Origin of the sequence: Clostridium cellulovorans 743B (assembly GCF_000145275.1) — a bacterium.
GTDB classification, from domain to species: Bacteria; Bacillota; Clostridia; order Clostridiales; family Clostridiaceae; genus Clostridium_K; species Clostridium_K cellulovorans.
This window is the reverse complement of the sequence record NC_014393.1, coordinates 3,661,365-3,682,094: the sequence shown is the minus strand read 5'-3', so window position 1 is coordinate 3,682,094 and position 20,730 is coordinate 3,661,365. Positions and strand designations below refer to the sequence as shown.

The 20,730-nt window shown below is 30.7% G+C and carries 17 protein-coding genes; 13 read left to right on the top strand and 4 right to left on the bottom strand.

Annotated features, from left to right (window positions below; all coding sequences use genetic code 11):
• Positions 1-140 precede the first annotated feature (140 nt).
• From CLOCEL_RS14980 to CLOCEL_RS14955, 7 genes are all read left to right on the top strand, one after another.
• Entirely contained in the window at positions 141-326 is a 186-nt protein-coding gene (locus CLOCEL_RS14980) for an alpha/beta-type small acid-soluble spore protein (RefSeq protein WP_010075779.1), read from the top strand.
• Between the two features lie 208 nt (positions 327-534).
• The gene (pepV, locus tag CLOCEL_RS14975) at positions 535-1,926 is read left to right on the top strand and encodes a dipeptidase PepV (RefSeq protein ID WP_010075778.1); all 1,392 of its coding nucleotides are present in this window, start codon (positions 535-537) and stop codon (positions 1,924-1,926) included.
• A gap of 321 nt (positions 1,927-2,247) precedes the next feature.
• Positions 2,248-3,498, top strand: a complete 1,251-nt coding sequence (locus tag CLOCEL_RS14970) for an MFS transporter (protein WP_010075777.1) — start codon at positions 2,248-2,250, stop codon at positions 3,496-3,498.
• A 16-nt stretch (positions 3,499-3,514) separates the two neighbouring features.
• On the top strand, positions 3,515-3,643 hold the full coding sequence (locus CLOCEL_RS23705; protein ID WP_010075776.1) for a hypothetical protein: 129 nt from the start codon (positions 3,515-3,517) through the stop codon (positions 3,641-3,643).
• An 807-nt stretch (positions 3,644-4,450) separates the two neighbouring features.
• A complete protein-coding gene (locus CLOCEL_RS14965) occupies positions 4,451-5,296 on the top strand; it encodes a P-loop NTPase family protein (RefSeq protein WP_029169238.1) in 846 nt (281 codons plus the stop codon).
• Between the two features lie 104 nt (positions 5,297-5,400).
• Entirely contained in the window at positions 5,401-6,336 is a 936-nt protein-coding gene (locus CLOCEL_RS14960; RefSeq protein WP_010075774.1) for a GNAT family N-acetyltransferase, read from the top strand.
• Between the two features lie 46 nt (positions 6,337-6,382).
• The gene (locus CLOCEL_RS14955; protein ID WP_010075773.1) at positions 6,383-7,300 is read left to right on the top strand and encodes a GNAT family N-acetyltransferase; all 918 of its coding nucleotides are present in this window, start codon (positions 6,383-6,385) and stop codon (positions 7,298-7,300) included.
• Positions 7,301-7,641: 341 nt separating this feature from the next.
• Here the strand turns inward: CLOCEL_RS14955 and CLOCEL_RS14950 are convergent, their stop codons facing one another.
• Positions 7,642-8,583 carry an IS982 family transposase gene (locus tag CLOCEL_RS14950; protein WP_010077629.1) on the bottom strand — a complete coding sequence of 314 codons (942 nt, stop codon included), beginning with the start codon at positions 8,581-8,583 and terminating at the stop codon, positions 7,642-7,644.
• Positions 8,584-9,007: 424 nt separating this feature from the next.
• On the opposite strand from CLOCEL_RS14950, the gene CLOCEL_RS14945 reads away from it, so the two are divergent.
• Complete coding sequence (locus tag CLOCEL_RS14945) at positions 9,008-12,289, top strand: fibronectin type III domain-containing protein (RefSeq protein WP_010075772.1); 3,282 nt, start codon at positions 9,008-9,010, stop codon at positions 12,287-12,289.
• 163 nt (positions 12,290-12,452) lie between these two features.
• Here CLOCEL_RS14945 and CLOCEL_RS14940 read toward each other — a convergent pair whose 3' ends face one another.
• The gene (locus tag CLOCEL_RS14940; protein ID WP_010075771.1) at positions 12,453-13,223 is read right to left on the bottom strand and encodes an ABC transporter permease; all 771 of its coding nucleotides are present in this window, start codon (positions 13,221-13,223) and stop codon (positions 12,453-12,455) included.
• Between the two features lie 71 nt (positions 13,224-13,294).
• Positions 13,295-13,927 carry an ABC transporter ATP-binding protein gene (locus CLOCEL_RS14935; RefSeq protein WP_010075770.1) on the bottom strand — a complete coding sequence of 211 codons (633 nt, stop codon included), beginning with the start codon at positions 13,925-13,927 and terminating at the stop codon, positions 13,295-13,297.
• Positions 13,928-14,093: 166 nt separating this feature from the next.
• Between CLOCEL_RS14935 and CLOCEL_RS14930 the strand changes: the two genes are divergently transcribed.
• Both CLOCEL_RS14930 and CLOCEL_RS14925 read left to right on the top strand, forming a co-directional pair.
• Positions 14,094-14,405: a PadR family transcriptional regulator gene (locus tag CLOCEL_RS14930; protein ID WP_010075769.1), complete on the top strand. Its 312-nt coding sequence runs from the start codon at positions 14,094-14,096 to the stop codon at positions 14,403-14,405.
• Positions 14,406-14,591: 186 nt separating this feature from the next.
• Complete coding sequence (locus CLOCEL_RS14925; RefSeq protein ID WP_010075768.1) at positions 14,592-15,413, top strand: helix-turn-helix domain-containing protein; 822 nt, start codon at positions 14,592-14,594, stop codon at positions 15,411-15,413.
• Between the two features lie 247 nt (positions 15,414-15,660).
• On the opposite strand, the gene CLOCEL_RS14920 is transcribed toward CLOCEL_RS14925, so the two are convergent.
• Positions 15,661-17,577, bottom strand: coding sequence for an ABC-F family ATP-binding cassette domain-containing protein (locus tag CLOCEL_RS14920; protein WP_010075767.1), 1,917 nt, complete (start codon positions 17,575-17,577; stop codon positions 15,661-15,663).
• A gap of 163 nt (positions 17,578-17,740) precedes the next feature.
• On the opposite strand from CLOCEL_RS14920, the gene CLOCEL_RS14915 reads away from it, so the two are divergent.
• The 3 genes from CLOCEL_RS14915 to CLOCEL_RS14905 all read left to right on the top strand — a co-directional run bounded on the left by CLOCEL_RS14915 (position 17,741) and on the right by CLOCEL_RS14905 (position 20,726).
• Positions 17,741-18,364, top strand: coding sequence for a redox-sensing transcriptional repressor Rex (locus tag CLOCEL_RS14915; protein WP_010075766.1), 624 nt, complete (start codon positions 17,741-17,743; stop codon positions 18,362-18,364).
• A 427-nt stretch (positions 18,365-18,791) separates the two neighbouring features.
• Complete coding sequence (locus tag CLOCEL_RS14910) at positions 18,792-19,574, top strand: short-chain-enoyl-CoA hydratase (RefSeq protein ID WP_010075765.1); 783 nt, start codon at positions 18,792-18,794, stop codon at positions 19,572-19,574.
• A 12-nt stretch (positions 19,575-19,586) separates the two neighbouring features.
• Positions 19,587-20,726, top strand: coding sequence for an acyl-CoA dehydrogenase (locus CLOCEL_RS14905; protein ID WP_010075764.1), 1,140 nt, complete (start codon positions 19,587-19,589; stop codon positions 20,724-20,726).
• The last annotated feature ends 4 nt before the right edge of the window (positions 20,727-20,730 follow it).

The window sequence follows — 20,730 nt, the reverse complement described above, 5'->3', positions numbered from 1 at the left end:
TTGAAACTTATTTACAAATTGCCCATCAACATTATAGAGTATTATTTGCTATGCAGGGCAAAATGATAGTGTAAGGTCGATAAAACGATCTACAAATAATTTGGGTAACTAAATTAGTTACAAAAAGGGAGGAATTACGCATGACAACACAAAAATTAATTCCAGAAGCAAAAGAAGGATTAGCTAGATTTAAGGAAGAAGTTGCGAATGAGTTAGGAGTTCCTTTTACAGACTATAATGGTGACCTAACTTCAAAAGAATGTGGTAGCGTAGGCGGAGAAATGGTAAAAAGAATGGTAGCAGATTACGAAAGCAAAATTAAGTAGCTTTAGAAATAGAAAAAAAGTGAATCCATTGGATGATGAGTCCCTTGGATTCGCTTTTTTATATTTAATTTATATTGACATAAATCATTAGGATTGTTACTATTTCTATAATAATGATTTATTTCACAACTTTTTACAGTTCGTTGAAATCAAATACATACAAAAGAATAAAATAATCAAGTTTATTGATCTATAAGGAGGAAAGTATATGCAGTTAAATGAAAAAATTGATCAGTTAAAGGACCAGTTAATTGCATCCGTACAAGAGTTAGTTAAAATAAAGAGTGTTGAAGGTGAAGCAAAAGAAGGTATGCCTTATGGTGAAGGGCCAACGAAAGCTTTAGAATGTGCTATTAAGATATCAGAAAAACTTGGATTTAAAACTAGAAATGTAGAGAACCGTGTAGCTTATGCAGAGTTTGGTGAAGGTGAAGACTATGTTGGAATATTAGGACATTTAGACGTAGTGCCAGAAGGTGATGGATGGATTCATCCTCCATATGGTGCAGAAATACATGATGGTAAAATTTATGGTCGTGGAACTGCTGATGATAAAGGACCTATAATAGCTGCCTTGTATGGTCTTGTTGCAATTAAGGAGTTGAACTTGCCACTATCGAAAAGAGTAAGAATAATCTTCGGAACTAATGAAGAAAGTGGAAGCAATGAAATAAAATATTATTTAGCTAAGGAAAAACCACCAGTTCTAGGATTTACGCCAGATGCGGATTTCCCAATAATAAATGGAGAAAAAGGCCTTACTACCTTTGATATAGTTAAAAATTTTGGAGAAGTAGCAGAAGGTGTTTGCAATATCAAATATATAAAGGGTGGAAATAAAGCCAACATGGTTCCAGATTATTGTGAAGCAGCTATAATTACTGGAAACATGGACGAGTTAATGGAAACATTGGAAGATTATAAGACTAGAAGAAAATGCAACATGGAAGCTGTAAAAAGTGGAGATATGGTAATTATAAAATCTTATGGGAAGTCTGCTCATGGAAGTACTCCAGAGTTAGGTTTGAATGCTATCATGCAGCTAATAGCTTTTGTGGCAACTCTAGATTTAGCAGCTGATGATAAACGAGATTTAATAGAATATTTAGATGAAAACATTGGAATGGAGACTAATGGAGAATCAATGAATGTTGGGTTGTATGATGAAGTTTCAGGAAACTTATCTTTTAATGTTGGGGTTATAGATTTTAATGAAAAAAAGGCTGTTATTACTTTAAATCTTAGATATCCTGTAACGAAAACTTACGAGGACATGATAGTTCCATTAGAAGAAAAATTAAAAGAGATTGATTTGAAAATTGAGAATATGGGTCATCATAAACCATTATATTATAATGAAGATCATGTTCTTATAAAGAAACTTCAGCAAGTATATACAGAAGAAACTGGAGAGGAAGCAAAGCTTATTTCTATAGGTGGGGGAACTTATGCAAAAGAAATGCCTAATACTGTTGCCTTTGGACCTAGATTTCCAGGTAGTCCAGATGTAATACATCAACCAAATGAGTATATAGAAATAGATAAGCTTATCTTAAGTGCTAAAATATATGCTAAGGCTATATATGAATTAGCTAAATAATTATATAAGTTTTGAAAAATAAGTTGTGAAAATAAAAGTATATTTAAGGCTTTGTGGCATAGCCATAAAGCCTACAAAGTTATCAAATACCTTATAAGAAAAATATATAAAATATATATGTTTAGGCTAAAAATCTATATTAGGTTATCAATGTGGTATGGATTTAATGTAGGAAGAGTATTAGAACTTATATATGAAAAATAATTTATAAGCTTATTGGAAATTATAACATTAGCTATAAAGTAAAGGTGTTAAGAATATAATTAATTGATAAATACTTTATTATAGATATTTAAAACTACTGCTAGATGAGGTATATATATGGATTTAAAAAAAATAATAACTTATTATAAAAATTTGCCAAGAGAAGTGTATATCTTATTTGTAGCTAATGTTATAAATAAACTTGGGCATTTTGTGTTACCTTTTTTAACTATATTCCTAACTAGGAATCTAAACCTTCCACCAGATAAAGTTGGGTTATTTATAACCTTTGGAGGTTTTTTCTACATACCAGGTTCACTTTTAGGTGGAAAATTATCAGATAAGTATGGACGAAAATTAACCTTTTGTATTGGTCAAATTCTTGCGGCAGCTTCTTTCATACCATGTATTATTCAACCTAACTCTATAATTTCTGCTATGTTTTTAATTTGCTATGCTTTTTTTAGTGCAATGGCGGAACCAGCATCAACAGCTATGATAATGGATTTTACTAATAGAGATAATAGAAATGAAATTTATTCATTTATGTACATGGGATCAAATTTTGGTTTGGCACTAGGACCTCTTCTTGCAGGGTTCTTGTACAATACGCACATTAGGTTGTTTTTCTCCTTTGATGCAATTACAACTTTATTGTTTGCATTTGTGGTAATGGCATTTATCGGTGAACCTATGAATGATGAAAAACTTAAGGCTAAGAAACAGGAACCAGAACATCATGATGAAGCAGTAGAAGAAGCTGGGTTTGTAATTGCGTTGTTAAGAAGGCCAGCACTATTACTTTTTGCAAGTGTTTTTATGCTATTTTCCTTTGTACATTCTCAGTATACTTTTACTTTGCCACTGCAGGTTAATGAGAATTTTGGAGATTTTGGGACGCAATTTTATGGATATATAATGGCAACCAATGCCGTAGTTATAGTTGCAATGAGCACTGTGATTTCTGCAAAAACTAAAAAAAATAGTGCGACGATTAATTCCTGTCTTGGAGGGGTATTCTTTTTAATAGGTTTTGGAATGTTATATTTTGTACATAACTTTTATTATTATATTATTTCCACTATAATATGGAGTATAGGAGAAATATTAGTATATACAAACCAAGCAGTATATATAGCTAATAATACACCAATTTCTCATAGAGGAAGGTTTACCGCTATATTGCCACTGATAACAGGAGCGGGAAGAGGAGTATCTCCTTTTATTATGGGACACTTAATTTCAGCTTCATCTATACGTGTAGCATGGTTGTTTATTGCTATTATTGTAGCTGTTGGTATCGTCTTTATGTATATACTAAACGCTTTAGATATTCAAAGAAAGAGATTAGAAAAAAGTTTAATGTAAGGGAGGAAATTGATGTATGAAGAAACTTAAGGTATTTGGAATTGTAGGAGCTATGACAGTAGCTGTTTTAAGTGTTCTAGTAGAAAAAGATAGAAAGAAAAAAACTGAAGAAATCATCACAGAAGAAGCTATAGAAGAAGAATAGGTTACAGAGAAATATAGTATATATGTTTCGATAAAGAAGCTATTTTCAATGAAACTATGTTATATATTTAAAGTAGAAATTTAAATGAAATTTATATGAAATGAATTCCATTTAAATTTCTTGCTTTATATAGTGCTAGGCTGTATAATAAATAGGTATTGTATAAAAATTAAAGTAAATCCAAAAGAAGTAAAGGAGAACTATAAGATGTTGATTGCTAGTTATTAATTAATTTTCAAAATTGAAAATTACATTAGAGAAGTGAAAAAGTCCTAATTAATTAGGTTTTTTTTGTGTACCTCTCTTAAATTAATAACTAGAAAGTGTCATTTTATAGGACTATGATATAAATTTTATTTCTCCATGGTAAAAGATAAAGAGCTTAAGTAGGATTTTGATACTTACTCAGTTATCATAATTTATAGTTTTTTATTATCCTTAGTTTTAGAGTTGCTGAAACTAAAGATTTTATCCGTAACTATCAACCATAGTACTTTCGTTAACGGTTGTTATATTTTAGGATAGTGATTTCCAAGTCTGGAAGGGGCTAATATTATTCCGAGACTAAGGATTCAGTTTATAATTTACTATAATTGCATGTGTGAAAAAATTGGAATTTTAGACTGTAAGAGGGCGAGAACTTTCTTATGGTCTTTTTGTTATATGAAAATTTATCAATAGATATTAGACGTGATTTTTGTATCTATAGAAGATAGGGTTAATTTAAGAGATTACGAAAAAAATAATTGGTTAGGTAGTATGAGGTTATTATCAATAAATCATGAAATGGAAGTGAGGAATAAATATATGAAAGCAAAGTTAATTGTTATAGAAGGACTGCCAGGTTCGGGAAAATCTACTATATCTGAAATGGTATATGAATATTTAAGACAGAGAGGTATAAACGCAGAATTCTACTCAGAATCTAGCTACGATCATCCAGTAGATTTTGATGGAGTAGCTTACTTTAGTAATGAAAAGTTTATGGTGCTAGAGCAAAAGCATTTATCGCATAAGGAACTGTTGAATAAAATAAAGGTGAATTTTCATCAACGATACTTGATTCCATACAGAAAAGTTATAGAAGAACAAAAAATATCATTTCAAGATTCTTTGTTTAAGGATATTACTAAAAGTGATGTTTATCAATTGCCCATAGAGCTTCACAAAACAATAATGATAAAGAGATGGAATGACTTTGTAAATAATCATATCAATGAGGATAAAGTGTTTATATTTGAATGTTGCCTTATACAAAATCCTGTAACATTTACTATGGTTAAAAACAACTGTCATAAAGAGGTCACTACAGATTATATAAAAACTTTGGCTAAGATAATAGCTCCATTAAATCCTGTTTTACTATACATAGACCAACAGGATATTAAAAAATCTTTTAAGAAAGCTGTGGCTGAAAGACCAGAAGAATGGTTTCAAGGTTTTATGTATTATTATACTAATCAAGGTTTTGGATTAGATAATAATTTGAAAGGGTTTGATGGAGTTCTACAAGTTCTTGAAGAGAGAAGTAAACTTGAAAAGGATATATATGATTCACTTGAGTTAACTAAATATAAAGTTGATAATTCTGATTTTAATTATTATGGAATGAAAGAGAAAATTAAGTGCATTGTAGATGAAAATCTAAGATAGCATTTTAAAAAATCAAAGAAATAGTTTATAAGATAAAAGCTTGTTTAAAGCTCAGGTGTTTAGTAGAAAATTAGATTAATTTTATGAAAAGGATATGATGATGTATGCAAAAGGTTGATAAATGGCAAGAAGGTAAAAAAGAATATAATCTAAAAGAGGGGTTTATGCTAAAGAGAGCCGATAAGTTAGAGTTCGGCATTCATGAGACAATATATTCAGGTGTAGATTTAGAATTAAGTTTTAGTTGGAAAAAAGAAACGATAGATAAGATAGGTTATGATGATCATTTTTGGATATTTAAAGATGGAAAAAGGATTGGAGGGGTACATATAGGTTCTAACTTCTTTGGAGCATTTTTCATGGAACCTCCTTATACAGTAGACCGATTTGTAGTTATCAGCGCACTTCATGATGGCTTGAAGCAATGGTCGGATAACGATGATAAAGTTACTGTATATGGGGTGACTCCTAAGGATGTAGAACATTTTCAGAAACTTGGCTATAGGAGAAATTGTGAAAGACGAGTAATGATTCGGCCAACAGAGACATTTAAGGATATTAATTGGAGTGATGACTTTATAACAAAAGTACCAACTATAGATGATGCACCTATTATAGGAAAGTTGTTCTTTGAATGCTGTAGTGGAGGAATTGATTACGAAACTTTTGGGTCTAAAATGCTAGAAGAGGCTATAGTAGATGCGGAAAGAACACTAAAAATGTATAGCTCAAACAATACACTTGAAGGCTCAACTCTTGTATTTGATAAGAATACAAATCAGTTAGTGGGAGCTTGTATCGCTGGTATCAATGGATTTTGTGATAACGACTTTTCTGAAATAGGGGAGATTGTTGTGAGACAAGATTATAGAAGATTAGGACTTGCTTCAAAAATGATAAAAACAGCCTTAACAAACTTAAAGAAAATATCACCAGCTACGATTTTATGTGTTACTATTGGTAATCCAGCAGAGGGATTATATGATAACTTGGGATTTTTCTCAGGAGTCAAGTTCACTGGTATGGATTATAACAAATAGTTTTTAATTTATCTTTGAAAATAATATGTTAGAGGAAGTGCGTATTTTGGAGTATAAAAGTTTCCATGAAGATATAAAAAAATATCAGCTAACAGAAGAAGTTGACTTAGAAAGAGCTGATTCAAAAGAGTTTGCAATATACTGCACCACATATAGAAATGAGAGTTTAAACTTTGGGAAGAGTTGGGACAAACGTTGCGATGAGATAGGAAATTTTAATAATTGCTTTTGGATAAATAAAGATAATAGAAGAATAGGCGGTGTCAGGATGGAGCCTAATTACATTGAGAGTTTGTTTTTACAACCACCCTTTACTGATACCTATGAAATGTTAAAAATATTAAAAAAGCTTCTAGCTTATTGGTCTGATAGAAATAAAGACATATATACAGTTGGAGTTACGGCTTCTGAAGTTGAATGTTACAAAAGAATAGGTTTTTTTGAAAAATTATCGCTAAGATATATGATAAGGCCAACTGAAGAATTTTATTTAAATTGGGAAGAGAATTTTAACATCTCAAGTGTTGCAAAAGAAAAAGCTTTAGAAATATCAAGATTGTTTTATGAAGCATATTCAGATGGTATTGATGATTATGCAAAACAGACTGTGGAAGAACATCTTCCTCAAGTTGAAGCATTTCTAAACAAAGAATTAAATAGTACATTGAAAAATGCTTCAGTGCTTGTCTATGATAAAAATAACAATGAGTTAATTGGAGTGTGTTTTATATCATTGTGGGATGAATGGCCAGAAATATCTAATTTAGTAGTTAAACCATCTTATCGTGGTACAGGTCTTGCTGAAAATATGATTAAGAGAGCTTTGAGTATTTTGAAAGATGAATATCCTGTTTTGAGGTTAAATGTACTGGTTGGTAATCCTGCTGAATCACTGTATAACAAACTTGGCTTTTTTACGTGTGGAGAATGTTCATATTTATTTATGCCTGTATGCTATTGGTAGTATTTAAATTTTACTACTGTCTAAAAATAAATTGAGATCTATAAATATATAGAAATTTATAACCTAAATTTAATGATAAATAATGGAGTTGGGAGTGTAAAATATGGCCAACTTCATTATTTTTATTTTAAGATATTTTTAATTTAGCTCTTTCCATACAAGTAGAATACTGAAAGAATTCTAAAAAATATTGTGGAAATTTAAGTTATAAAGTTAATGAGTAATTGTTAAGATTTAAATTAACCTGTTGTGCTAGCAGATAAGTTTTCATTAAAAGGATATTTATACCATGATTTTAGGCAGTCCTATCCTATTGCCTCATATACTGTTTTTGGAAATTATTATCCGAATACTAATTCTTTAATCTTTGATATTTCTATACCTATATTAAAAAATTTATTTATAAAATAGCAAAGATTATGAGCTAATATTTTATTTGATATTCTTGTGGCAAATCCCCAAGTTGATTTTGTAAGAACCCTCTGCATATTTAATTGCTCGGAGAGCTGAGAAAAAGTAGTTTCTACTCTACGACGAGCCTTGAATATCAACTGCCTAAAAGGTTTTAAAAGTTTAGTTTTACTATTGTTACGATTTATTGTTAAAAGACGAATGTACCTTGTTTCTTTTAATTGCGAAGCAACTTTTTGACCTATATATCCTTTATCACCTATTAGTATATCAATCTCTGAATTAGCTGTGAGTTCCCAGACGACATCTCTGTCATCAATATTTGCTGCTGTTACAGTAAAATCTGTGATATAGCCATCGAGGGCTACTAAAGCATGTAATTTGAATCCATAATATGTTTCTTTTTTCGAAGCGCATCGCCCGTAGGCAGCCTCCGGCTTAAAAGCTTTATGGAAATGAGCTCTCCCAAACTTACACACAGGAATTGGCATACTATCTGCAATTCTCATTCGGTCATATTGATAGTTAAGAAATTTCGTTAACTCTTTACGAATTTCATCAATGACTCGAAATAATGACTTTCTAACTCTATGAAACCTCGGCCTACTACAAAAGTTGGGAAATAAGTCTCGTAGGTTTTTAGAGCAAAATCCAAACCATGCTTTTTCAGAGTCAATGGTTAAGAGTTCACCTACTAAAGAAATCGTAATTATTTCGCTATCAGTCATTACTGATTTAGCGATGTTACGACGATTTTTAATAAATGTTGGAGTTACTTTTTGGTAAAAGTCATCAATTATAACATAAGTGACAACAATAAAATCTTTTAAGTCATTTATTGTTATGGTAGAATCTTTATTAAACTCTGGCATATAGGTTAGCCTCCTATCATTAGATTAGTGGTGTTTTTTAATGATAGGTTAGCAAATATGCTGGAGTTTTTCTATTTGTAAGTATTGCCAGCGTATTTAACTAGCACAACGGGTTAAATTAGAATATATAATATTTATTATAGAATATAAAAATATTAAAGGGTAGTCTTGAAAAATAGTGATGTAAACGAAAAAAATGTTAAGTAATGTTGAAAAAAATCGATAATTAATACTATATAGTTATAATTTGATTTTAATACATACACAAGTATAAAACTAAAATTAGTTAAAAGAAAATCTAAGATTATTGACAGTTAACTTATAGGTTTTTTGACCAGGTTTATAAATTTATATTCAGTAGTATGAAAAGGTTATTTAAAATGGCGAAATACTTTGGCTAGTATTAGTGAGGGGGATTTATAAAGTGAAGAGGAAGGAACGGATTAGCATAATTATTTCATTACTTTTTTTCGCAAGTATTTGTTTCAGTAGTGAAATAAAAGTTGATATTGGCGAGAGCTACGCTATTAGGAAAGGCGATGAAAAAATAACTCTAGGTGGTAGAGTTAGGGCTTATACTCTTGATTCTTCTTGGACAACCATTGATCAATCATCCCTTGGTGGAATGAGTTTAAATACAATACTTAATAATCTTATATCATCAGGAAAAACGAAATTTTACATTAATGATGGTACTTACTACCTTGATGGTGAAATTAAGATTGAGAAGGATAATATAATTTTGCAAGGTCAATCTCAAATAAATACTAAGATAATACAAAATAATATTGCGTCTAATGTGATTGAGATAACTGCCGGTGGAACGCAAATATTAGATTTAAATATCGATAATAGTTTAGGAAAAGTAGCAGTTTACTCTATAAATTCAAATAACACTAGCTTAAGGAATTGTATTATAAATGGCTCAGATAATAATCCTGCTGTAGCCTTCTATGGAAATAATACTGTTGATGATATAACTGCTGTTGAAAGTGGAAATTTAAATTTTAATAATGTAATAGAAAATAATATGATTAATTCTCCTTTAAATGGAAGTAATAAGGATGGAGTAATATTTGTTAAGCAAAAGAATGGATTGGTCAAAGGTAATACGCTTTCAGGAAGTAGGATTGCTTTTTATTTATCAAGGGATTCGGAAGTAAGTTATAATACAATAAAAAATTCATCAACCAACGGTATTAGATACACTGTACCAGCCTATGATAATAAAATAATAAATAACATTATACAAGATGTTAAAGCATCGGGGATAGTAGTTGATAGAAATGATAAAGGTATTACTCCTAGCGATTACAGAGCAACTAATCTTACAATTAGCAACAATAATATCAGTGGCTCAAGGTATTTTGGGATCGAAATAAGCAATCTAATGTCTTCAACAATTGATAATAATATTATAGAGAATATCGACTTTAATGGGGTATACCTCTTGTATTCAGATAGTCTTTTCATAAGTCAAAATAAAATATATGAAACAGGGTTATGTTTAGTTAATGGTATGTTATGGGCGTGGGATAAAAACTTGAATTCAGGAATTTTATTGGATTATATGGTTACAAACTCAATTATGGATTCAAATGAAATAATAAACAGTATCAATAGTTGTCCTCATGGAATAAAGGTACAATCAAATGATAGTAATATAAATAATTCAATAACTTATAATAATATAAGTGGATATTTTATAAATGGTGTAGTTGCAAAAGATACATCTCCAGAGAATACATATATATTTGGAAATGTTATTAATTTGTCGTTATTACCAGTACTTGAAAATATAAAATGGACTTCAACAATAGGTACAGTTACATTAACTTGGGATCCTCAAATAGGGGCTATAGGATATGAAATAGAGAAAGATGGAAATATAATAGATAATGGAAATAGTACAAGTTATACAGTAACAGGTTTAGCTTCATCAACAAACTATAATTTCAAGGTAAGGGTAAAACTTGGAATTTGGAGCGATGAAATAACAGCAATAACCATGACTCCAGTATTAAAAAATATAAAAGCAGAAACAACAGAGGACAGTGTAGCATTAACCTGGGACCCAGAAATTAGTGCCACTGGATATGAAATCGAAGCAGACGGAAAAATAATAGATAATGGGAATAACACAAGTTATAAAATAACAGGCTTAAAGTCAGATACAAATTATAGCTATAAGGTAAGAGCGAAAAATGGATTATGGAGTGATGAAATAACGGCAAAAACTCTAAGTTCAGTAGTTCCACCACCAGATCCAGTAATATTACCAGTATTAAAAAATATAAAAGCTAATACAACAGAAAATAGTGTTACATTAACCTGGGATGAAGAAATAGGTGCTATTGGTTATGAAGTAGGGGTAGATGGGAAAATACTAGATATCGGAAATAATACAACTTATACAATCACAGGGTTAAAATCAGCTACAAATTATAATTATAAGGTAAGAGCAAAGAATGGAATCTGGAGTGATACAATAATTGCAAAAACTCTAAGTCCAGTAATTCCACCACCGCCAGACCCAGTAATATTACCAGTGTTAAAAAACATAAAAGCTATAACAACAGAAAATAGTGTTACACTAACATGGGATGAAGAAATAGGTGCTACTGGTTATGAAATAGAGATAGATGGGAAAATATTAGATAACGGGAATAATACAAGTTATAAAGTCACAGTGTTAAAACCAGCCACAAATTATAATTATAAGGTAAGGGCAAAGAATGGAACTTGGAGTGATGTAATAACTGCAACAACCCTAAGTCCAGCAATTCCACCACCAAATCCAGTAATATTACCAGTGTTAAAAAATATAAAAGCTACAACGACAGAAAATAGTGTTACACTAACCTGGGATGGGGAAGTTGGAGCCACTGGTTATGAAATAGAGGTGGAAGGAAAAATAATAGACAACGGGAATAGCACAAGTTATACAGTGACAGGGCTAAAATCAGCTACAAATTATAGTTATAAGGTAAGGGCAAAGAACGGAACCTGGAGTGATGTAATAACTGCGACAACCTTAAAGCCAGTAATTCCACCACCAGACCCAATAATATTACCAGTGTTAAAAAATATAAAAGCTACAACAACAGAAAATAGTGTTACACTAACCTGGGATGAAGAAATAGGTGCTACTGGTTATGAAATATATATAAACGGAAAAATACTAGATAACGGAAATAATACAAGTTATACAGTGACAGGTTTAAAATCCGCTACAAGTTATAGTTATAAGGTAAGGGCAAAGAATGGAACCTGGAGCGATGTAATAACTGCAACAACACTAAGTTCAGTAATTCTACCACCAGACCCAGTAGTTCCCCCAGATGATTCAAAAAAACCGTCTGTGAAAGTACCAGTAGTATCAGTGATTCCACAAGCTATAGCACCAATATCGCCAGTGGGAAAAAATAACTTAGTAGCAAGTAGTGCAACTACAGTAAGCAACAAAACTGATAATAGAGTAGATAATAAAGATATTAACAAAGGAAATAGTGAAGCAGATAGTGATAAGGATACGGATGGTTTATCCTCATCCACAAAATCAGATGAAGCTACAAATAGGAAAAGTGATCCAGAGAAGCAAGATATTTCTCATAATAATAAGCTTTTAATATTTATTAGTGCTATTTTAGGACTTTCTGCAATAGCTGTTTTTGCTAGAATTAGATTGTTTAGAAAGAAAATTTAGGATGAACTAATTTTAATAATAATGTTTTTATCGTGAATATTTTATTTAAATATAATGTTTACAGCTAGATAAGTTTGAAGCTGATGTTGGTGTATAAATGTAGTAATAATTAAGATATATAACAAAAAGGAGTTGGTAGTATAAAGATAACCAACTCTATTTTTTATATAAATTGCTTTCGATTGTTGTATAGAGATTTATAACCTAAGTTTAATGATAAAAAAACTGTTAAACAAACAGAGGTACAAATTGCGATCATTATAGCTATTTGATATAAAATTGAAGTAGTAGGTGATGTACCAGATAAGATTTGCCCAGTCATCATTCCTGGTAAAAAAATTATTCCCATACCAAGCATGGAGTTTAAAGTAGGAATTAAAGCACTTTCTAAAGCGTTATTGGCAAAAGGCTTCAAGATATACTTCGGTTCAATACCTAGGTTAAGCAAGGTATTGATTTTATTTTTTTCCTTTTTTATAGAATCCATAAAATTTTTGATCCCAATATTTATTCCTGTCATAGAATTACCAATTATCATTCCAGCTAAAGGTATTGTATATTGTGGATTAAATATGGATTTATTGATTACTACTATCAAAAAGAAAAATAGAACAAATAATCCTGAAAAAGATAATGAAAAGGCTATTGAAATTTTAAAAGCATTATTTAAGTCTTTTCGGCTCTTAATTACAATGTGAATTGAGAATACTATCATAATTGTAAGAAAGCTTATTGTAAATAAAGGATGAGGATTTCTAAAGATATATTGAAGAATATAACCTACAATTATAAGCTGAATTGACATTCTTAAACTAGCAATTATGAGAAGTTTACTTTGATTCACTTTTGATTTTTTCATTATAACTAAAACTACGATAAGTAGTAAATAAATAAGTGAAAATTGAAAAAGGTTTAATTTTACTATTTGATCCATTGTAATCACCTAACTACTGATAGATTTATTTTATATGATTGATATGAAAATTTTATACGGATATTTGTTAACTATTGAACTTTTTTTACTATTTCAATTTTATTTTCATAAAACTCTTCAACTATGGCTTTATCATGACTTACTATTACTATATCTATATTTTCTTTCTTGCAGAAGGAGGTTATATTTTTCATTATTTCTTTACTATTTTTTTCATCTAAAGCGGAAGTTGGCTCGTCTAATAAGATAACTTTAGGATACAAGGATAAAAATAAGGATATATACACTCTTTGACGTTCTCCTCCAGAAAGAGTAGCAGCATCTTGATCTAAAGAAACATTTACAGAGCATAAATCTGCAAAAAAGCGTACATGATCATTTTCAGGAACTGTCATATCTCTTAAGGAATAGAAAGTTTTAAAATTATCTATAATACTCATGTCAAATAAAAAAGGATCTTGAGAAACTAGGCTTATATCACGTCTTAAGGCTATAGGATCATATTGTTCTATTGGTTTATTCTTGTATAAAAGTACTCCAGCTGTTGCACTTATAGTATTATTTAATAATTTTAGAAAGGTACTTTTACCACTACCGCTTTCACCAGTGATAAAATTAATCTTTTCCTTTTTAACAATTAAATTATCATAGACCAAGTTTTCTTTATAGATTAAATTATTTGCCTGAAATAATATATCGTCCATTATATTACCTTTCCTTTCACATATAAAAGAATATATAGCAAATGTATAATTTCTTGACTCTAGTACGTTGAGTTGATAAAATAATGTACTAATAGCGGAACAAGATATCGAAAGTCAATATCGTATTTTGATATGATGATTTTAGGATAACATAGGAGGATTTTCAGTGCAAGAACAAATAATACGAAAATTATTTTTAGGATTTATACATATACATATACTACATCATGCCAAAAAAGAACCTTTTTATGGAGCTTGGATGATAGAAGAGCTTAGAAACCATGGTTACGAAATAAGTGCAGGGACTTTATATCCTGTATTACATAACCTAGAGAAGAATGGAGTTCTAAAGGTCGAAGATAGGAATGTGGAGGGAAAGATAAGAAAATATTATTCAATTACTGAGGTAGGGGATGAAGTTTTAAAAGAAGCAAGAATAAAGGCCTATGAATTATTTAAGGAGATCAAGGAAGATTAAATATAAAACCATGAAGTTTGTTAACATTAAATATAATCAAAATCTTTGTTAGCAAGAGTATTTATGCTCAAAAAATCAAGATTACAAAATTTTCTTTTGGTAAACTAATGTTACGATAACGTTATTGTATAAATCTAAGAAGAAATTAAGTGATTTAAACTATTATTTTTAAGAAGGTGGTGAACCTTGAAAAATTTTCATGTACTAATAGAGGCAATAAACTATATTGAAGAGAACCTCTGCAATTATATCTTACAAGAAGATATAGCAAGGGAATGTTATTTTTCATTGTCATCTTTGCAAAAGCTCTTTAGGTATGCATTTAATCATAGCATCAAAGAATATATAACAAAACGAAGATTAACAAATGCAGCTAAGGACATTGTTAATTCTCAAATGACTATAACAGAAATAGCGATGAAATATCAATATAATTCTCCAGAGGTTTTTACTAGAGCCTTTTCAAAACTTTGGGGGATATCACCATCAAAGTTTAAAAATCAGTGGAAGTTTACCGGTATATTTCCTAAGTTAATTCTTGAATATAATGGAGGTAATGTTGTGACGGGAAAGAAAGTAGAGATTTCTGAACTTTATGAGGTTTTGAAAGAAAATCAAAATACTTATGTTTTATGTTTTGATATTGTTGGCTTTGGAGAAATTAATAAAATAAGCTATGAATTTGGAGATAAAGTAATTCTCCAATGCTTGAAGAGGATTGATACAGTTGCAAAAGAAGATATGATGTTGTTTCGTATCGGAGGAGACGAATTTGCTCTTGTAACATGGTTAACGGAAGCTAGTGAAGCGGAGAATCTTGCAAAAACAGTTCTTGAAAGTAACGGAGAATTTATTGATTATAATGGACAAGGTATTCCTGTATCTATGAGAGTAGGAGCTACAAAAATTTTTGGTAATAATATTCGCTATAATGAGCTTCTTGATGATTTACAAAATACTATTAATGTTACTAGGGAAAATAAGAAAGAGATTTTCTTAATGGATTAGAAACTTTATTGAAATATATACAATTAATAAGGTTAAGAACTGTTTTCAGTAAATTAGATTAGAATATATCACATGTTATAAGCTACGTAAATTAAATATAGAGACTATTATTTATTATATAAGTATTAGGGGATATATAGCTTTGATTAATTAAAGCTATATATCCCCTTTGGGTTTTCTATAGTATCAAAATATCCTAAGACAAAGAAGTGGAGTACATTAATTTTGAAGTGAGGTGGGAGTTGATTTATTCCATATATGTTTCCCATTCCGCATATAAGGCTTCAAGAGTTTCTTTAATACTAGATATCTCGTTGTCAACTTCCCTAGATTTTTCTATATTAGAGTAAACTTCTTCCTGACATTGATATTCGGTAAGTTTAGAGAGTTTTTCCTCTAAATCTGTTATTTCCTTTTCGATAGCTTTAGCTCTGTTTTTTAGTTCTTTTTCAGCTTTTTCTTTTTCCTTACGCTTTTTCTTATCTTGAATTATTTGAGTTTTTGTCTTGCCTTTTGCTTCTTCTTCAAGTTCAAAACGATAAGGGTTAGTTTTCTTTTCCATGTAGTAACTGTAGTTGCCTAGGTACTCAGTTAATTCTTCTTCTTTAAGTTCAAAAATTTTATCTATTACCTTGTTAAGGAAATATCTATCATGGGATATAACTAAAACTGTTCCATCATAACCTAAAAGTGCATCTTCTAAAGCTTCTCTTGAGGCTATGTCAAGGTGATTTGTAGGCTCGTCTAGTAGAAGCATATTGCTTTGCGACAGCATTAATTTTAAAAGATTTATTCTACATTTCTCACCGCCAGATAAGGTTGAGATAACTTTAAATACCTCTTCGCCTTTAAATAAAAACGCAGCTAAAGCACTTCTGATTTCAGTAGTTGTAAGCTCAGGGAAGTCATCCCAAACTTCATCGATAATTGTTTTACTTTCATCTAAATCTGATTGCTCTTGATCATAGTAGCCTACGAATACATTTTTTCCTAGTACCTTAGAACCAGCATCAGCCTTGATGTCGTTTAAAAGTATTCTAAATAAAGTTGTCTTTCCTCTTCCATTTTCCCCAATTAAGGCAGTTCTATCGCCACGGTGCATATCAAAGGAGATGTTTCTAAATAATTGCTTTTCACCATAAGCTTTACTCAAATCTTCAACATGAATTACATCGTTACCACTTTTTATTTGAGTAAAGAATTGAATTCTAGCAGCCTTACCTTCCTTTGTAGGGGCAGAGATTCTGTCAATTTTATCTAAAGCTTTTTGCCTACTTTCAGCGGCACGAATACTTTTTTCTCTGTTAAATTGTTTGTATTTTTTTATTATTTCTTCTTGCCTTTTTATTTCATCCTGTTGCAAATTGTAAGCTTTAAGTTGTTCTTCATAAAGCTTTTTCTTTTGCTCTAGAGATTGGGTGTAGTTACCGTTGAACAGCTGAGTAGTCCCATTGGCAACTTCCATAGTTTTATTAGTAATAGCATCTAAGAAAAATCTATCATGGGATATAATAAGCATTGTGCCTTTATAATTTTTAAGATATTCTTCTAACCATTCAATGGCATCTAAATCAAGATGGTTTGTCGGTTCGTCTAATAGTAATATTTCGGGTTTAATTAAAAGTAGCTTACATAAAGCCACACGGGTTTTCTGGCCACCACTTAATATATCAATAGACTTTGAAAAATCATCCTCATTAAAGCCTAAACCTTTTAGAACTCTAGAGATTTCTCCTCTAAAGGTATAACCGCCTCTATTTATATATAATTCATTTAATAAAGTATAGTCATGGATAAGCTTATTATGATAGTCTTCTTTTGAAGGATCATAAGCTTCTGCCATTGATACTTCAAGTTTTGAAAGTTTATTTTCCATATCAACTAGATCTTGAAACACTGAAAGTAATTCTTCGTATATTGTAGAAGTAGTATTTAAAGATAAATGCTGTGAAAGATAGCCTATCTTCTTATCTTTATCTATAAAAACATCGCCGCTATCATACTCTAGTTCTCCACCGATTATCCTAAATAAAGTGGATTTACCAGCTCCATTAGCACCAATTAATCCAATTTTTTCTCCTTCATTAATACCAAAGGTAACATTTTCTAATATAACATCTATTCCATAGCTCTTTGTAATATCTTTGCAGCTTAATACGATCATTTTGTTCACCTTCCCAAAATAAATTATAACTAATAACCTTATAGTACTCAATAACTCTTTTGAAAATAATACTAACTATGACTTTGAATTATTGAAAATATCTGATAAAATAAAAGTTGTTTTAATTTTAACAAAAACGAGTTACTTTGTAGGAGGTGCCATAATGGAGAAGAAGAAACAGATATCCATGGCAGTAATCAGAAGGCTTCCCAAATACCATAGATATTTAAGAGAGTTAATTAAAAATGATGTAGATAGAATATCTTCTCGAGAACTAAGTGAAAAGATTGGCTTTACTGCTTCTCAAATTAGACAAGATTTAAATAATTTTGGTGATTTTGGGCAACAGGGATATGGCTATAATGTAAAAGAATTGTACAATCAGATTAGTTATATTTTAGGAGTCAATAAGGAATACAAAACGATAATTGTTGGTGCAGGAAACATTGGTCAAGCTATTGCTAATTATAATTTTGAAAAGTCAGGTTTTCATTTAACTGGTATATTTGATGTTAATCCAAAACTTATCGGTTTGAAACTTAGGGATATTAAGGTTCAAGATGTTGACCAACTAGAAGAATTCCTTAAAGAGAATAGTATAGATATTGGTATATTATGCATACCTAAAAATGCAGCTCAAAGAATTTGTGATATTCTATGCAATAATGGAGTAAAAGGAATTTGGAATTTTGCCCCTGTTGATCTTGTTCCATCAAAGGACGTTAAAATAGAAAATGCTCATTTAAGTGAAAGTTTATTAACACTTAGCTGTTTGATGAATAGTTAACGAAGATTTTTGAGACAATAAAAAGGATAAGATATCTTTAGTATACTCTAAGTTAAAAGTTTATAAATAATAGGAAACTATAATTTTGTAATGTATAAATTTTTAACAAAGAATCTTCATCTATTACGGAGATGAATATTCCAGGAGTTTTTATGATTTGTATACAAGAAAACTCCTGGAAATCATTTAAAAAGTCAAGTTTATCAATGGCTATGCAATGTAAATTATTGTTGAAATATTTATGAAGACAAGATATAATGGAAGAAGTGATGTAAGAAAAGGAGAATTTTATCTTTTTCAAAAAGATTAGTCTGCACTAAATTGTTAATTTAATAACAAAAGGGATATTTTTTTATCTCTTTCAAAAAAGATTAGTCTATACTAAATTGTTAATTTAATAACAAATATGATTGTGGGAGGATTATCCATGGAACTAACAAATGTGCTTTTAGAAAAAGAAGGACATATTGCTGTTGTAACTATCAACAGACCAAAAGCCCTAAATGCGCTTAACAGCGATACACTAAAAGATTTAGACGCAGCATTTACTGATATCGAAAACGATGCAGACATATATGCTGTAGTATTAACTGGTGCAGGTGAAAAGGCTTTTGTTGCTGGTGCTGATATCACAGAAATGAAAGAAATGACAGTTATTCAAGGAAGAACTTTTGGTCAACTTGGAAACAGAGTGTTCAGAAAAATTGAAACTTTAAGCAAACCAGTAATCGCTGCTATCAATGGATTTGCATTAGGTGGTGGATGCGAAATTTCAATGGCATGTGACATTAGAATAGCATCAACAACTGCTAGATTTGGTCAACCAGAAGTAGGACTAGGAATTACTCCAGGATTTGGTGGTACTCAAAGACTTGCTAGATTAGTAGGTATGGGTATGGCTAAAGAATTAATCTATACAGGAAAAGTTGTTAAAGCTGAAGAAGCTTTAAGAATAGGACTAGTAAATAGTCTTCATGATCCAGCAGAATTATTAGATACTGCTAAAAAATTAGCTAACACTATTGCAGCTCAAGCACCTGTTGCAGTTAAGCTTTCAAAAGAAGCTATAAATAGAGGAATGCAATGTGATATAGATACAGGATTAGCCTTTGAAGCAGAAGTGTTCGGTGAGTGTTTCTCAACTGAAGACCAAACTGAAGGTATGAGTGCTTTTGTAGAAAAAAGAGATAAAAGCTTCAAAAATAGATAGGAGGTTTATAGTATGAATTTTGCATTAACTAGAGAACAAGAATTTATCCAAAAGATGGTTAGAGAATTTGCAGAAAATGAAGTTAAGCCAATAGCTGCAGAAATCGATAAAAACCACAGATTCCCAGTTGAAACAGTAGAAAAAATGGCTAAGTTAAACTTATTAGGTATTCCATTTCCAACAGAATTTGAAGGAGCAGGTGGAGACAATCTATCTTACACAATAGCTGTTGAAGAATTATCAAAGGTTTGCGGTACTACAGGAGTTATCGTATCTGCACACACTTCACTTTGTGCTGCTGTTGTTAACCAATTTGGTACACCAGATCAAAAGAAAAAATACCTTCCAGACTTAGCTTCAGGAAGAAAATTAGGTGCTTTCGGTTTAACTGAACCAGGTGCTGGTACAGATGCAGCTGGACAACAAACTACAGCTGTTTTAGATGGAGATAACTACATACTAAACGGTTCAAAAATATTCATCACTAACGGTGGATACGCTGAAACTTTCATAGTATTTGCTATGACAGATAGATCAAAAGGAACAAAAGGAATTTCTGCGTTTATCGTTGAAAAAAGCTTCCCTGGTTTCTCAATCGGTAAAGTTGAAGAAAAATTAGGAATAAGAGCTTCATCAACTACTGAGCTTATATTTGAAAATTGTGTAGTTCCAAAAGAAAACCTATTAGGACAAGTAGGAAAAGGCTTTGGTATAGCTATGAAAACTCTTGATGGTGGTAGAATAGGTATTGCTGCTCAAGCATTAGGAATAGCTGGTGGTGCATTCAACGAAGCTAAAGCTTACATGAAAGAAAGAAAGCAATTCGGAAGAAGTTTAGATAAATTCCAAGGCTTACAATGGATGATGGCTGATATGGAAGTTGCTATTGAAAGTGCTAGATATTTAGTATACTTAGCTGCTTGGAAGAAAGATCAAGGTCTTCCATACACAGTAGAAGCTGCTAGAGCTAAATTACATGCTGCTAACGTTGCTATGGATGTAACTACTAAAGCAGTTCAATTATTCGGCGGATACGGATACACTGCTGAATATCCAGTTGAAAGAATGATGAGAGATGCTAAGATAACTGAAATTTACGAAGGTACTTCACAAGTTCAACAAATGGTTATCGCTGGCAACATATTTAAATAATAGA

What these genes read in the sequence shown, in the direction of transcription:
- CLOCEL_RS14980 (WP_010075779.1), top strand. Translation starts at nt 141, where the DNA reads ATGACAACACAAAAATTAATTCCAGAAGCAAAAGAAGGATTAGCTAGA.
- pepV (WP_010075778.1), top strand. Translation starts at nt 535, where the DNA reads ATGCAGTTAAATGAAAAAATTGATCAGTTAAAGGACCAGTTAATTGCA.
- CLOCEL_RS14970 (WP_010075777.1), top strand. Translation starts at nt 2,248, where the DNA reads ATGGATTTAAAAAAAATAATAACTTATTATAAAAATTTGCCAAGAGAA.
- CLOCEL_RS23705 (WP_010075776.1), top strand. Translation starts at nt 3,515, where the DNA reads ATGAAGAAACTTAAGGTATTTGGAATTGTAGGAGCTATGACAGTAGCT.
- CLOCEL_RS14965 (WP_029169238.1), top strand. Translation starts at nt 4,451, where the DNA reads ATGAAAGCAAAGTTAATTGTTATAGAAGGACTGCCAGGTTCGGGAAAA.
- CLOCEL_RS14960 (WP_010075774.1), top strand. Translation starts at nt 5,401, where the DNA reads ATGCAAAAGGTTGATAAATGGCAAGAAGGTAAAAAAGAATATAATCTA.
- CLOCEL_RS14950 (WP_010077629.1), bottom strand. Translation starts at nt 8,583, where the DNA reads ATGCCAGAGTTTAATAAAGATTCTACCATAACAATAAATGACTTAAAA.
- CLOCEL_RS14940 (WP_010075771.1), bottom strand. Translation starts at nt 13,223, where the DNA reads ATGGATCAAATAGTAAAATTAAACCTTTTTCAATTTTCACTTATTTAT.
- CLOCEL_RS14935 (WP_010075770.1), bottom strand. Translation starts at nt 13,927, where the DNA reads ATGGACGATATATTATTTCAGGCAAATAATTTAATCTATAAAGAAAAC.
- CLOCEL_RS14920 (WP_010075767.1), bottom strand. Translation starts at nt 17,577, where the DNA reads ATGATCGTATTAAGCTGCAAAGATATTACAAAGAGCTATGGAATAGAT.
- CLOCEL_RS14915 (WP_010075766.1), top strand. Translation starts at nt 17,741, where the DNA reads ATGGAGAAGAAGAAACAGATATCCATGGCAGTAATCAGAAGGCTTCCC.
- CLOCEL_RS14910 (WP_010075765.1), top strand. Translation starts at nt 18,792, where the DNA reads ATGGAACTAACAAATGTGCTTTTAGAAAAAGAAGGACATATTGCTGTT.
- CLOCEL_RS14905 (WP_010075764.1), top strand. Translation starts at nt 19,587, where the DNA reads ATGAATTTTGCATTAACTAGAGAACAAGAATTTATCCAAAAGATGGTT.